Origin of the sequence: Clostridium hydrogenum (assembly GCF_021432385.1) — a bacterium.
Lineage (GTDB): Bacteria > Bacillota > Clostridia > Clostridiales > Clostridiaceae > Clostridium_S > Clostridium_S hydrogenum.
Genome location: NZ_JAEACT010000002.1, coordinates 1,020,081 through 1,035,262 on the forward strand (window position 1 = coordinate 1,020,081; position 15,182 = coordinate 1,035,262).

At 31.3% G+C, this 15,182-nt stretch carries 8 protein-coding genes, 1 pseudogene and 1 other annotated feature; of the genes and pseudogenes, 7 read left to right on the forward strand and 2 right to left on the reverse strand.

The genetic code is table 11. The features are described from left to right. Position 1: 1 nt before the first annotated feature. Together recX and CUEA01_RS04565 are read left to right on the forward strand one after the other, a co-directional pair. A complete protein-coding gene (gene recX / locus CUEA01_RS04560) occupies positions 2-652 on the forward strand; it encodes a recombination regulator RecX (protein WP_234118947.1) in 651 nt (216 codons plus the stop codon). 79 nt (positions 653-731) lie between these two features. Beyond that, entirely contained in the window at positions 732-1,928 is a 1,197-nt protein-coding gene (locus CUEA01_RS04565; RefSeq protein WP_234118949.1) for a transglutaminase-like domain-containing protein, read from the forward strand. Positions 1,929-2,409: 481 nt separating this feature from the next. Here the strand turns inward: CUEA01_RS04565 and CUEA01_RS04570 are convergent, their stop codons facing one another. Beyond that, positions 2,410-2,766: a tetratricopeptide repeat protein gene (locus CUEA01_RS04570; protein WP_234118957.1), complete on the reverse strand. Its 357-nt coding sequence runs from the start codon at positions 2,764-2,766 to the stop codon at positions 2,410-2,412. 351 nt (positions 2,767-3,117) lie between these two features. Here CUEA01_RS04570 and CUEA01_RS04575 point away from each other — a divergent pair, with 351 nt between their 5' ends. From CUEA01_RS04575 to CUEA01_RS04590, 4 genes and pseudogenes are all read left to right on the forward strand, one after another. Further along, complete coding sequence (locus tag CUEA01_RS04575; protein ID WP_234118959.1) at positions 3,118-7,401, forward strand: 2-hydroxyacyl-CoA dehydratase; 4,284 nt, start codon at positions 3,118-3,120, stop codon at positions 7,399-7,401. 278 nt (positions 7,402-7,679) lie between these two features. Further along, positions 7,680-8,510, forward strand: a complete 831-nt coding sequence (locus CUEA01_RS04580; RefSeq protein WP_234118961.1) for a GNAT family N-acetyltransferase — start codon at positions 7,680-7,682, stop codon at positions 8,508-8,510. Positions 8,511-8,546: 36 nt separating this feature from the next. Beyond that, positions 8,547-8,764 (forward strand) — a binding site (T-box leader). Positions 8,765-8,882: 118 nt separating this feature from the next. Next, positions 8,883-10,325 carry a proline--tRNA ligase gene (gene proS, locus CUEA01_RS04585; RefSeq protein ID WP_234118970.1) on the forward strand — a complete coding sequence of 481 codons (1,443 nt, stop codon included), beginning with the start codon at positions 8,883-8,885 and terminating at the stop codon, positions 10,323-10,325. Positions 10,326-10,480: 155 nt separating this feature from the next. After that, positions 10,481-10,891: pseudogene (locus CUEA01_RS04590) on the forward strand (carboxylesterase family protein); the annotation flags it as partial. A 280-nt stretch (positions 10,892-11,171) separates the two neighbouring features. On the opposite strand, the gene CUEA01_RS04595 reads toward CUEA01_RS04590, so the two are convergent. Then, the gene (locus CUEA01_RS04595; protein ID WP_234118971.1) at positions 11,172-11,708 is read right to left on the reverse strand and encodes an RIO2 family protein; all 537 of its coding nucleotides are present in this window, start codon (positions 11,706-11,708) and stop codon (positions 11,172-11,174) included. A gap of 771 nt (positions 11,709-12,479) precedes the next feature. On the opposite strand from CUEA01_RS04595, the gene CUEA01_RS04600 reads away from it, so the two are divergent. After that, complete coding sequence (locus tag CUEA01_RS04600) at positions 12,480-15,122, forward strand: valine--tRNA ligase (protein WP_234118979.1); 2,643 nt, start codon at positions 12,480-12,482, stop codon at positions 15,120-15,122. The last annotated feature ends 60 nt before the right edge of the window (positions 15,123-15,182 follow it).

Below are 15,182 nucleotides of genomic sequence, written 5' to 3' on the forward strand. Positions count from 1 at the left end.
AGTGCAGGGAGTTATAACTAAAATAGAAGTTCAGAAAAATAAAAAAGATAGGGTTAATGTGTACATTGATGAAGAATATTCCTTTTCATGCAGCATGGAGCTAGTTTATTCGCATGGACTAAAAAAGAATAAACTAGTTGACATGGATGAGATAAAAGATGTTGTTAGCGATGATAATTATATATATTGCAAGGAAACTGCACTTAAAATTATTGAAAGAACTCTAAAAACGGAAAAAGAAGTGGAAATTAAACTTAGGCAAAAAGGTTTTGAAGAAAATTTAATTGATAAAGCAATAAATTTCCTTAAAAAATATGATTTTGTCAATGATAATAAATATATTAAGTGTTATGTTAAAGAGAAGATAAAAAAAGATGGAAAAAATAAAATTAAATATAATTTAATGAAAAAAGGCATAAGGGAAGACTTGATTGAAAAAGAACTTAATGAGGTTAATATAGATAAGCAACAATATTCTAATACATTAATGGAACTTGCAAGAAAAAAGTACGAAATTCTAAGTAAAAAAGAAGATGATAAGCTAAAAGTAAAAAAGAAAACTTGTGATTATTTGCTTAGGAAAGGCTATTTGTGGGAGGAAATAAAACCAGTATTAAATGATTTATTAAAGATAAACTACCTTGAAACTTAAAATTAATTTGTACCAAAATGCCATCTTCTGGGCATTATGATGCACATGAATTTTAATAGTTGAAATGGTTTATCTATAAATGAGTAAGGAGATGATTTTCTTTATGGCAAATCCCGTAACAATTTTCATAGTTTTATGCTTTATGTATCCTTTAATTAAAGGATTTTTATATAAGTTTTCATCCTATGACCTAAAAAGGGATTCGCAAGGAATAGTTAATAGTATATCTTTTTTATTAGCACTATTTATTGGTGTAAGATATGGTAAATTAATTGTATTAAATCAAAATGTGAATAAGCTTATTCATAAGTTACCGGAAAATATTTATAGTTTTATAGATAAAAATCCTATGGTTATTTATTTTATAGTTATTCCAATAATTATTTATGTAACATACTCAATTATTAAAATTATATTGAACTTTATAAATAGAATAACATTTTTTAAAATTTTCGATGGTATGGAAGGAATGCTTTCTAATAAAAGTAATATTATTAAAAGAATTTTGGGGGCATTTGTTCAACTTCCAAGGGCTATCTGTTACTTAATCACTGTTTTGTTTATATTTAATATAGCTTCAATGTTAAATATAAATAAACAATTTGATAATTATCTTAAGACTTCAAAGACATATAATTACTTGTGCAAGCAAATAGTTATTCCTGTAACCAATTCAAATCTTGCAAAAAGATTACCTAAGATTATAGATAATTCATTTAAGATTGTTGTAAAACAAAACAATAATACAATTCAAAAAGGCAATCAAGGTGCCAGTGAAAATGTTAATAACAATACAATTGTTTATTATAATGGAGTAACTTTAGATGATGGTGTAAAATCAAATAGTGAAATTGATAATTTTGCAAGAAATCTTGTGGCTAACGAAAATGGAACTGAAAATAAAGCTAGAAAAATATATAATTGGATAGGGAGTAATATAGCTTATGATTATGATAAAGCAAATTTAGTGCTTAATGATAACTACAATGTTAAATCTGGAGCTATTCCGACTTTTGATACAAGAAAGGGAATATGTTTTGATTATTCATGCCTTTATGTAGCTATGGCGAGGGCAAATAATATTAAGGTGAGGCTTGTTACGGGAGAAGGCTTCAATGGTGTATCATGGGTAAGTCATGCATGGAATCAAGTATATATACCAGATTTGAATACATGGATAAATGTAGATACTACCTTTGCAAAAGGCGGAGATTATTTTAATAGAAAAATGTTTTCTTTAGATCATAAGGACGACAAGGTAATAGGGGAGTGGTAATATTGTGAAGTAAGTGTATCGCAGGATATTAAATAAAATTAATAAATCTAAGGTGAAAAACTTTAAAAGCCTAAGAAGTTTCAATAACTCGCTGGAAAGATGCTCAGACAATTGAAACATCTAAGTCTTTTAAAGTTTTTTACCTAAGATTTATATAATTTTATTTAAATCATCCTGCAACACACTTATTTCACAATACACATGGGTTTAAGGAAAAAATTCCTACGTGCCTACGGAATTTTGGTGTAGTGCAAGAAAATAGTTTTTAAATTATTGAGAATTAACTAAAGCAGGGTACAATGAAGGATACACTTGCTAGGGGTTTGTGCGTAAGCCCATTTAGGTTCTTTAACTTAGTAGAAGTACTATCAATAGTAGTGGAATAAAACTTTGTGTATTAATAAACTTACGTCAGGTAAATCTTAAACTAAAATGTTGTTCAGCTTCGCTGTACTTTGTACTCTATATTATATAATTTCTTTTATTTTTCTACCTTTAATTTATCAGTAAGTATTTTTATAGCTTTTTCACATTCTTTGTCGTCATTGTCAAGTGCCCAAGCTGTATTAAAATACATCAAAGCTTTTTTATTATGAGAGAGCATAGCATAGCAATAGCCTAAATTAAAATAGTATTTACTATCTTGTTTTCTTTCAATAGCTGCTTTAATTAAAGAAATTGCATTAGTATAATTTTTTAATTTTATAAAGCAAACGCCTGCATTATACATTGCTGTTGCTTCGTTTTCTTTCATTTCAATAGATTTTCCATAAAGTTCAAGAGCTTTTTTATAATCTTTTTTATTGTAATATTCTGTTGCCTTGTCAAAATACAACATCTAATTCCTCCTTACATATAAAATAAATGTATATTTAATTTATAACCAATATATGTAATAATATACAAAAAATAAAAAACAAGAAAATATAATTTAAATAGGTAGTATTTATAAAGAATCTCTATTTGTTGATTTTAATTATTATCTTGTTATTTTATAAAATTATATGTTATAATTAGTATGTTTATAGAATCGAAATATTAATATATACAATATAAAGTAGTAAGCATGAAATCAATATACTATATATTGCATATTTGGTGTAATATTTCTGTTGCGGAATTTATAAAAGGGTATCATACTTAAATTTAAGCTGATAACCTTATAAAAATATTTGATAGGAAGGTAACTATGAAGAAAATATTAAATTTGGGATTAGATGTAGGCTCAACTACTGTCAAAATTGTATTATTAGATAATGAAGAAAATATTTTATATAGTAAATATCAAAGGCATTTTTCTGATATAAAGTCTACAATTGTACAGCTCATAACAGAAGCTTACGATAAGTTTAAAGATGAAGATGTAACAGTTATGGTTACTGGTTCAGGAGGATTGTCTGTTTCAAGCTGGCTAAATGTAACATTTATACAAGAAGTTATAGCATGTACTGAAACTGTACAAAGGATTATTCCTGAGACTGATGTTGCAATTGAACTTGGCGGTGAAGATGCCAAAATAACATATTTTAATGGAAATGTTGAGCAGAGAATGAATGGAACTTGTGCAGGTGGTACTGGGGCATTTATAGATCAAATGGCAACACTACTTAAAACGGATGCTTTAGGTTTAAATGAGCTCGCAAAGTCACACAAATGCATATATCCAATAGCTGCAAGATGTGGAGTTTTTGCAAAAACTGATGTACAACCACTTTTAAATGAAGGAGCTGCAAGAGAAGATATAGCAGCATCCATATTTCAAGCTGTAGTCAATCAAACCATAAGTGGACTTGCCTGTGGAATGCCTATAAAAGGGAATGTTGCTTTTTTAGGAGGCCCTTTATATTTCTTATCTGAGCTAAGGCAGAGATTTATTGAAACCTTGAATTTAAAAGGAGAAGAAATAGTTTTTCCTAAAAATTCACAGCTTTTTGTTGCTATTGGAGCAGCTTTATCTTCTAAAAATGAACAAGTAGTCAGCTTCAAGGAAATAAAAAAGAGACTTTTAAAGTTAAGTACTGCAGAAACACATGAAGTTGATAGATTAAAACCACTATTTAAGGATAAAGCAGACTATGATGAGTTCAAAAAGCGACATGATAATAATAAAGTTAAGAGGGGAAGCCTTGAAGATTATGAGGGAAATTGTTTTCTTGGTATAGATGCTGGTTCAACAACTACAAAAGCCGCACTTATATCGGAAGCAGGGGAACTTTTATATTCTTATTATGGGAGTAATGAAGGAAGTCCTCTTAATTGTACAATAAAGATACTAAAAGATTTATATGGAAAGATGCCTAAAGGTGCACACATAGTTAAAAGTGCAGCTACTGGGTATGGAGAAGGATTAATAAAAGCGGCATTGCGCATAGATATTGGTGAGGTTGAAACTGTTGCACATTCTAAAGCAGCGGAATTTTTTCTCCCAGGTGTAGATTTCATACTTGATATTGGTGGACAAGATATGAAATGCATGAGGATAAAAGATGGAGTTATAAGTGCTGTTACTTTAAATGAGGCGTGTTCATCAGGTTGTGGATCATTCTTAGAAACTTTTGCAAAGTCTTTAAATATGACTGTTGAGGAATTTGCCAAATCTGCAATTGACTCTAAGAATCCAGTTGATTTAGGTTCAAGATGTACAGTATTTATGAATTCAAGAGTTAAGCAGGCGCAAAAGGAAGGCGCAAAAGTTGGAGATATATCTGCAGGATTGTCTTATTCTATAATAAAAAATGCTTTGTTTAAGGTTATTAAAGTTAGAAACCCAGAAGAGTTAGGCAAAAAAGTAATTGTTCAAGGTGGAACTTTCTATAATGATGCTGTTCTTAGAAGTTTTGAATTTGTTTCAGAAAGAGAAGCAGTAAGACCTGATATTGCAGGGCTTATGGGTGCTTTTGGTGCAGCAATAATAGCTAAAGCAAGGTATACTGAAGGAGAGGCTACAACTCTTTTAAAGGAAGAAGAGCTTGAAAAATTTAATACAAAAGTAGACATGAGAAGATGCGGAAAATGTGCAAATAATTGCTTACTTACAGTTAATGAATTTTCTGATGGAAGAAAGTTTATAACAGGAAATAGATGTGAACGTGGAGCTGGAAATGACATAAAAAAGAATGACATACCAAACCTTTACGATTATAAATATAAGAGGATATTTGGATATACGCCTTTAAAAGAGCCTAAAAGAGGTGTAGTTGGAATACCAAGAGTTTTAAATATTTATGAAAACTATCCATTTTGGCATACTTTCTTTACGGAGCTTGGATTTAGGGTACAACTTTCCCCAAGATCTGCTAAAAAGGTTTATGAATTAGGAATGGAGACAATACCTTCAGAATCTGTTTGTTATCCTGCTAAATTAAGTCATGGACATATAATGAGTTTGCTTAAAAATGGAATAAAGTTTATATTTTACCCTTGCGTTCCATATGAAAAGAAGGAACAAGCGGGAGCGAATAATCATTACAATTGTCCTATTGTTACTTCTTATTCAGAGGTGTTAAAAAATAATATTGATGAGTTAAGAAATGAGAATATAATTTTTAAAAATCCATTTGTTGCTTTAGATAATAAGGAGAAGCTAAAAACAAGACTTTTAGAGGAACTTATTGAATTTGGAGTGTCAAAAAATGAAATAAATAATGCTGTAGATAAAGCTTGGGATGAACAAGAAAGCGCTAGAGCGGATATTAGAAAAAAAGGTGAAGAAGTTTTAAGTTATTTAAAGGAAACAGGGAGAAAAGGAATAGTTCTTTCTGGAAGACCTTATCACATAGATCCAGAAATAAATCATGGTATTCCAGAACTTATAACTAGCTATGGAATGGCAGTGCTTACAGAAGATTCAGTGGCACACTTAGGGGAAGTTGAAAGACCTCTTAGGGTAGTAGATCAGTGGGTGTATCATTCTAGACTTTATGCAGCGGCAAGCTTTATAGCAAAAGAAGATAATCTTGAGCTTATTCAACTGAATTCCTTTGGTTGTGGCTTAGATGCTGTAACAACCGATCAAGTTGAAGAAATTCTTGATAGGTTTGGCAAGATATACACGCTTATAAAAATTGATGAGGGAAATAATTTAGGCGCAGTAAGAATTAGAATACGTTCACTTAAGGCTGCTATGCAAGAAAGAGATAAAAATAATGTAAAGCCTAAAAGAATAGTAGGTAAATCTAAGAGAATAGTATTTACAAAAGAGATGAAGAAAAATCATACTGTGCTTTGTCCTCAAATGTCACCAATACATTTTCAATTTCTTGAACAAGCACTTAAAAGTGAAGGATATAATTTAGTCGTTTTACCTTCTGTTGATAGAAAATGTGTTGATGAAGGCTTAAAATATGTAAATAATGATGCATGTTATCCATCTATAATCGTAGTTGGGCAGATGATAGAGGCATTAAAATCAGGGAAATATGATCTTAATAATACATCACTCCTTATATCTCAAACAGGTGGAGGATGTAGAGCAACAAATTATATTGGTTTTATCAGAAAAGCTATTGAAGATGCAGGTTTTTCAAATGTGCCTGTAATTGCTATAAGTGCTCAAAAAATAGAAAAAAACCCTGGAATTAATTATACTATGGCAACAGGAATTAAAGCTATAAAGGCAATACTTTATGGAGATTTATTTATGCGAGTGCTTTATAAAGTTAGACCTTATGAAAAAGTAAAAGGATCTGCTAATGAACTTTATGAAAAATGGGTGCAAGTATGTAAAGAAGACAGTAGAAATACAAAAGTAAAAAGCTTTAAAAATAATGTATACAATATAGTTAGAGAATTTGATAAGTTAGAACTAACTAATGAGGTTAAGCCTAAGGTTGGTATTGTGGGTGAGATACTTGTTAAGTTCCATCCGACTGCAAATAACAATATAATTGAAACCTTAGAAAATGAAGGTGCAGAAGCGGTTGCTCCAGATCTTATGGATTTTGTACTTTATTGTGCATATAATGAGACCTTTAAAAATAAATACTTAGGAACACCTAGAAAAGCTAAATTTGTGGGTGACGTTTTAATAAAAGCTATAGAATGGTTTAGAAAGCCTATGAAAAAGGCGTTAGATGAAAGTAATAGATTTGAAGCACCTAAATCTATTCAAGAATTGGCTAAAGGTGTGTCAGACATTGTTTCACTTGGAAATCAAACGGGTGAAGGATGGTTCTTAACAGCTGAAATGGTAGAACTTATAGAAAGTGGTACTGAAAATGTTGTATGCATGCAGCCTTTTGCATGTCTTCCAAATCATGTTACAGGAAAAGGTATGATTAGAGAGTTAAAAAGAAGATATCCAAAGGCAAACATATCACCAATTGATTTTGACCCTGGTGCCAGTGAAGTAAACCAGCTTAATAGAATCAAGTTAATGTTATCTACAGCATTTAAGAATATTGAAGGCGATGAAGATAAGAATATTCAAATTTCAAAGGATGAAGTTGCATCGGCTAAAATAGCGGAAAGATAAATAAATACAGAGTACAGAGTACAGAGTACAGTGAAGGATGATTTTTCTACGCGAGCGTAGAAAAATCTAAAAACTTATTTTTTTATTGCTGCGCAATCGCGCCATATATGGTGCTCAGCGAAGCTGACAACATTAAGTTTAAGATTTACCTAAGCAAAGCGGAAGGTAAATCATCCTTCACTGTACTCTGCTTTTCAAATTGTAATTTAACAGGATGAACTTGGTAAAAGCAATTTTAACTTTTCAAATTGCTTATCTATATTTGCGGGGTGTTTAATTTGTTAATTAAATTTTGTGGACAAGATAATACTCTTGATTCAAAACCATTTGTTAATGATGAAGTACAGTTTAATTTAATCCAGTTAATAAGAGAAAGTGAAGTGCCATATTTATTTACAAATAAAAATAAAAGCATGATAATTGCACAATCTGCTCTTCAATTTCCAGCATGGGTATGGACAGATAATCAAATTACAAAGTATGATAAGGAAGAGTTAAAAAATGATTTTGCTGAACTTTATAAGGATGCAGATAGGCTAGTTTTTATAGCAAAACCTGATATTGCAATTGAATTAGCAGAACATTATTCTAGAGTTAAAAACATAAAATATTCCGTTGTATTGCAAATGGAGTCATTTCAATGTCAAAAAGTTATAGAACCAAAGCCATTAAGTGGATTTCTTAGGAAAGCTGCATTGGAGGATGTTAAGATTATTTCACAATTTTTATCAGGATTTATTTACGACTGTTTTGGCAAAACAACTACACCAGATGAGCAAATCCAAAATGCAAAATGCTACATTGAAAATGGAAACTTATATGTTTGGTGTAATGATGATGGAATAATCTCAATGGCAAATATTGCACACCGCTCAAAGCGCAATGCTAGGATAAATGCAGTATATACAAGACCCGATATGAGAGGAAAGGGATTTGGAGCAGTAATTGTTGCAGAAATTTGCAGAATTATACTTGATGAGAATAGATTGCCTGTTCTTTATACAGATTTAGCTAATCCGGCATCAAATAAGGCATATAAAAATGTTGGATTTGTTGAATGTGGTAGACTCACACAAATAGCTTTTGATTTTAATATGCCTAATGCTTGACAGGCAAGAATAGTTGTTGTAATATTAACAAAAAGATTATTTACTGTGAAAAGGAGTAGTATGTATATATTTCTTTTAGAAAGGGAATGGTTGATGAAAATTCCTAGAAATTTATACTGAACCAGCCTTGGAGTTCTGCACCGAAATAGTAGTAGGCTGCAGCAGGTATTCCTGTTATAGATAAAGAGAGATTATAGAATTATGGAATGTATTTTATAATAATTAGGGTGGTAACGCCAAGAAAGGTCCCTTGTGGATTTTTCTTGGTGTTTTTTTACGTGACTTCGATAGAAGTGCAGCGAAGTTTCAGGGGGCTGGATGTCCACTGAAATCTTATTATATTTAATTAATAGTGAAGAAAGGAAGAAAAGTATGGGAAAAAATAATAATAAAAAATTTGTTGAGGCTATAACAGCTATAGATGAAGATTTTGCACAGTGGTATACGGATATTGTAAAGAAGGCAGAACTTATTGATTATTCAAGTGTTAAGGGATGTATGATTATTAGGCCTTATGGATATGCAATATGGGAAAATATTCAAAGATACCTGGATAATAAAATTAAGCAAACTGGACATGAAAATGTATATATGCCAATGTTTATACCAGAATCATTATTACAAAGAGAAAAAGATCATGTAGAGGGTTTTTCACCAGAGGTTGCCTATGTTACTAGGGCAGGTGGAGAAGATCTTGCTGAAAGGTTAGTAGTAAGACCAACTTCAGAAACATTATTTTGTGAACATTATTCTAAGATCATTCAAAGTTATAATGATTTACCTAAAAAATATAATCAATGGTGTTCAGTAGTTAGATGGGAAAAAACAACTAGACCATTTTTGAGAACTTCTGAATTTTTATGGCAAGAGGGACATACGGCTCATGCAACAGCAGAGGAAGCAGAGAAAGAAACTATAGATATGTTAAATGTATATGCGGATATGCTAGAAAAATATTTAGCAATTCCAGTTATAAAAGGGCAAAAGACTGAAAAAGAGAAGTTTGCAGGAGCAAAAGCAACTTATACAATTGAAAGCCTAATGCACGATGGAAAGGCACTTCAAAGTGGAACATCTCATAATTTTGGAGATGGGTTTGCTAAAGCATTTAATATAAAATATCTAGATAAAAACTCACAATTACAATATGTTTATCAGACATCATGGGGGGTTACGACTAGATTAATTGGAGCCATTATAATGGTCCATGGAGATGATAGCGGTTTAGTATTACCACCAAAGGTAGCACCAATTCAAGCAGTTATTGTTCCAATTGCACAACATAAGGAAGGAGTACTTTCAAAAGCTAATGAAATAAAAAATATGCTTGATTGTATTGTGAGAATTAAATTAGATGATTCTGATAAAATGCCAGGTTGGAAGTTTAATGAATATGAAATGAAGGGAATTCCTGTTAGAATTGAAATTGGACCAAAGGATATAGAAAATAACCAAGTAGTTCTAGTTAGAAGAGATACTAGAGAAAAAGAAATGGTTAATTTAGATAATTTAAAGGATAGGATTTTAGCTGTACTTGATGAAATCCATAATAGTTTATATGAAAAAGCGTTAAAAAATATGGAAGAAAGAACTTTCGTTGCTAGAACAATTGATGAACTTAAAGATAATGCTGAAAATAAATCAGGCTTCACTAAAGCTATGTGGTGTGGTGAAAGAGAATGTGAAGATAAGATTAAGGAAGTTACAGGATTAACTTCTAGATGTATTCCATTTGATCAAGAAAATATTGATAGCAAATGTGTGTGCTGCGGTAAAAAGGCCAAAACCATGGTTTACTTTGGCAAAGCATATTAACATATATTCCTGTTTTAGGAAGAGTAATGTATCTAATGAATTACAAAAATTATATGGTGGACATATAGCAAATGGTTATATACTTTGTACTAATAGTCATAAAAGCTATATGCAATTTGCAAATGATTTATAATTAGAATACAAATGTATTAAAAGAGTTACTGGATGAAGTAGAGGCTAATTATAATATAGATAGTGAAAGAGTATATTTGACAGGTTATAGCCTGGGAGGCTATGGTGCGTGGAATTTTGCTATATTGAATACTGAAAGGTTTGCGGCGATAGTTCCAATAAGTGGAGGTGCAATATCCCCTGAAAAAGCCCTTAAATTAAAAGATACTCCAATCTGGGTCGCACATGGAGATAGTGATACTGTAGTGCAATTTGAGGAGTCTAAAAGAATAGTTGACCGTTTAAAAACATCTAATCCCAATATAATATTTAAAGTGTATAAAGGTGCAGGACATGAAGTCTGCACCACAGCGTATGAGGAACCAGAACTTTTTAAATGGCTTCTAAATCAGAAAAGAAAGAAAAATCTACAATATATTTTGAATGAAAAATGATACACAATTTTCTCATACATTGTGAATTGAAAACATTAGCCCCAAACCAAATTTCCGTAGGCACGGAGGAAATTTTACCTTTAGTACATATAGGGAGAGTAATAGTGTTGAAGAAACAATTTAAATAAAATCCAATAAATCTTAGTGGATAATTCTGAAAAGACTTAGAACTTTCAATTGTCTGAGCGATAGCGAGTTATTGAAAGTTCTTAGGCTTTTCAGAATTAGCCACTTAGATTTATGGATTTTATTTAATGTTTCTTTAATACTATTACTTTCCCTACTTCCACTTTTTATATAAATCAGGTCTTTCATCTTCCAGAACCTTAAAAAAGTCATGCAACAATTTTTCATCTTTTAAGTCTCCGATGAGATGGTTTGGATATGACTTTTTTCTTGTGTAAGAATTTCTAGGATCAATAACTCTAAAAGATCCATTGTTTTCAAGGAAAATATGTGCAAATCTAACATCAATTTTTTTAAAGCCACTTTTTATAATATAATCTAAAAAATTTATAATTTTTAAAGCCAATTCGTAAGAAAAACCATTTTCTTTTATATAAGTTTTTATATTTTTTCCACTAATATATTCTCTTATCATATAGTGATTGTGAAATTCCAAAGGCTGTGGGAAATATGGACCATTTTTAAGCCTCTCAAGAGTTCTATACTCTTCTTTGCAGGTATCTGGATCTTTAAATATTTTTAGAGCTCTGCCGTCTGGCATTAAATATACACTGCCGCTGTGACCTTTGCCTAAAAAAATACAGTTATCAAGCTTTATTATAGTATTATTGTGTTCACCTTTTTCTTTCAATTTCTACACCTTCTTTTTACTCTGAGGTAATACTATATCAGAGTACAGATGACAGAGTACAGAGTACAGTGAAGGTGGATTTACCTTTCGTTTCTCTCAGGTAAATCTTAGAACTTAATAGTATCAGCTGTGCTGAACACTATGTTTTATACCATGCGCAAGAATTAAGTTTAAGATTTTTTGCAGCGATAGCGGAGAAAAATCAACCTTCACTGTACTTTGTACTCTGTACTCCGTACTCTGCCTTTATAATTAAGGTTTGCCTTAATATTAGAATATATAGAAAAGGGCATAAGTGTTACTCTTTTTTCTATTGACATAATCAAAAAATTGGTTATAATATAAAATACAAGATTATATGTATGCTTTGATGAAGAGGAGTAAAAGTAGGAAACAACTAGAGAGGAAAATTTACAGGCTGAAAGGTTTTCCGTGTGAAATACTTTGAAGGTAGCTTTGGAGCACTTCTGCTGAACTTGTATAAAACTTTGCTATATGTGAAAAAAATAGATTTTCAAATCAATATTATTTGCAATTTGGTTTTATTATGTATGAGTAGGTGGAAGCGGTTTTCTGACCGTTATTTATTGAGAGCTTGTTTACTTTTAAGTTACAGGAACAAAGGTGGAATCGCGCACAGTCGTCCTTTTATGGATTACTGTGCTTTTTTAAGTGATTTTGTCAGAAATGCATCTAAATTGCAGAGAGTTCGATACTCTCTGCAATTTCATTTAATGCAATAAAATTAAGTACGAAGGGAAGAGTTAAACAATGGATGATTCAAAAAATATAGCAAAAACTTATAATCCAAAAGAATTTGAAAATAGGATATATGACTTTTGGGAGAATGGAAAGTTTTTTACTCCTGAGATAGATAAGAGCAAAAAGCCATATACAATAATAATGCCTCCTCCAAATATAACTGGACAGTTGCATTTAGGTCATGCACTTGATAATGCACTTCAGGATTTTTTAATTAGAACAAAAAGGATGCAGGGCTATTGTACTTTATGGCTTCCTGGAGAAGATCATGCAAGTATAGCTACAGAAGTAAAGGTTGAAAAAGAACTTTTAAAAGATGGCTTAAAAAAGAAGGAAATGGGAAGAGAAGCTTTCCTTGAAAAAGTTTGGGAATGGTCTGATAAATATAGAGATAGAATAAGAACTCAGCTTAAGAAAATGGGAGTTTCTGCAGATTTTACAAGAGAAAGCTTTACTATGGATGAAAAATTAAATAAAGCAGTAAGAACTGTATTTGTAAAGCTATATAATGAAGGTCTTATATATCAAGGAAATAGAATTACTAACTGGTGTCCAAAATGTCAAACAGCTTTATCTGATGCAGAAATAGAGTATGAAGAGCAAAATGGTCATTTTTGGCATATAAATTATCCTGTTGAAGGAAGCAGTGAAGCACTTGAAATTGCAACAACAAGACCAGAAACACTCCTTGGTGATACAGCAGTTGCAGTTAATCCTAAGGATGAAAGATATTCTCATCTAGTTGGAAAAATGCTTATACTTCCTCTTGTAGGTAGAAAAATACCAATAGTTGCAGATGAATATGTTGATATGGAATTTGGTACTGGTGCAGTTAAAATAACACCAGCACATGATCCAAATGATTACCAGGTTGGAAAGAGACATAACTTACCTGAAATAGTAATTTTAAATAATGACGGAACTATAGCAGATGGTTATGGAAAATATTCAGGACTTGATAGATATGAGGCTAGAAAATTAATAGTAGAAGATCTTAAAGAGCAAGGCTTGCTTGTAAAAGTAAAAGAGCATGTTCATAATGTAGGTACACATGATAGATGCGGAAGTGTAGTTGAGCCTATGATTTCTAAGCAGTGGTATGTAAAAATGAAATCACTTGCAGAGCCAGCAATAGAAGCTGTAAGAAGTAAAAAGACTAAATTTGTGCCAGAAAGATTTGATAAAATTTATTACAATTGGATGGAGAATATCCAAGATTGGTGTATATCAAGGCAGCTTTGGTGGGGACATAGAATTCCAGTATGGTATTGCAAAGATTGCGGTGAAATAACAGTATCAGTTGAACCACCTGTAGAATGCAGTAAATGTAAAAGCAAAAATCTAGAACAGGATAAGGATGTTCTTGATACTTGGTTTAGTTCAGCTTTATGGCCTTTCTCAACGCTTGGATGGCCTGATAAAACTGAGGATTTAGAGTATTTTTACCCAACGAATACACTTGTTACAGGGTATGATATTATTTTCTTCTGGGTAGCGAGAATGGTATTTTCAGGAATTCACAATATGAAAGAAACACCATTTGAACATGTATATATACATGGATTAGTTAGAGATGCAGAAGGAAGAAAGATGTCAAAATCTCTTGGAAATGGTGTTGATCCATTAGATGTTATAGATGAATTTGGTGCAGATGCACTTAGATTTACTCTTATAGTTGGAAACTCTGCAGGAAATGACATAAGATATAAGACTGAAAAAGTTGAAGCAGCGAGAAACTTTGCAAATAAGATTTGGAATGCTTCTAGATTTGTATTAATGAACTTAGACAAAGGTATAATGGAAAAATATAAGGACTGTAAGGAATACAGCTTAGTAGATAAATGGATAATTTCAAGGGCAAATACTCTTGCAAAGGAAGTAACTGAAAATATAGATAAATTTGAACTTGGAATAGCTTCACAAAAGGTTTATGATTTTATGTGGACAGAATTCTGCGATTGGTATATTGAACTTGTAAAACCAGTTATGTATGGTGAGGACGAAAAGGCAAAAGGAGTTGCCTTCAATGTACTTTATGATGTTTTAACTATAGGCTTAAAGCTTCTTCATCCTGTTATGCCATATATTACCGAGGAAATATATCAGCATCTTGAAGGAGAATGTGAATCTATAAGCATTTCAAAATGGCCAGAATATGATGAAAAACTTCATGATGAAGTAGCTGAAGAATCAATGAATTACATTATTGAGGCAATTAAGTCACTTAGAAATGTAAGAGCGGAAATGAATGTACCACCTTCTAAGAAAGCTAAATTGTTAATACTTTCAGCAAAGGAAAGCAAGTCGGCCTTTGAAGCTGGACAAAATTATTTTGAAAAATTGGCTTCAGCTTCTGAAGTTGTATTTATAAGTTCAAAGGAAGAAGTCCCAGAAAATGCAGTATCAACTGTTACAAAAGGTGGCGAACTTTTCTTACCTCTTTTTGATCTTATTGATAGAGAAAAAGAAATTGAAAGACTTAATAAGGAAAAAGAAAAATTAGTAAGTGAAATTGAAAGAGTTAATAAGAAATTATCAAATAAAGGATTTGTAGCTAAAGCACCAGAAGCAGTAGTAGCAGAAGAAAAAGCTAAAGGAGAAAAGTACCAAAAGATGTTAGATGCTGTAGAAGAAAGAATAAAAAGCTTGTAAATGCATTGATATTTTAAGGTATATTTATTACAATATAGTATAGATAGGCTAGCCTATCTA

Bases quoted from the DNA above. Each gene is read 5' to 3' on its own strand.
- CUEA01_RS04565 (WP_234118949.1), top strand. From the start codon at position 732: ATGAGTAAGGAGATGATTTTCTTTATGGCAAATCCCGTAACAATTTTC.
- CUEA01_RS04570 (WP_234118957.1), bottom strand. From the start codon at position 2,766: ATGTTGTATTTTGACAAGGCAACAGAATATTACAATAAAAAAGATTAT.
- CUEA01_RS04575 (WP_234118959.1), top strand. From the start codon at position 3,118: ATGAAGAAAATATTAAATTTGGGATTAGATGTAGGCTCAACTACTGTC.
- proS (WP_234118970.1), top strand. From the start codon at position 8,883: ATGGGAAAAAATAATAATAAAAAATTTGTTGAGGCTATAACAGCTATA.
- CUEA01_RS04600 (WP_234118979.1), top strand. From the start codon at position 12,480: ATGGATGATTCAAAAAATATAGCAAAAACTTATAATCCAAAAGAATTT.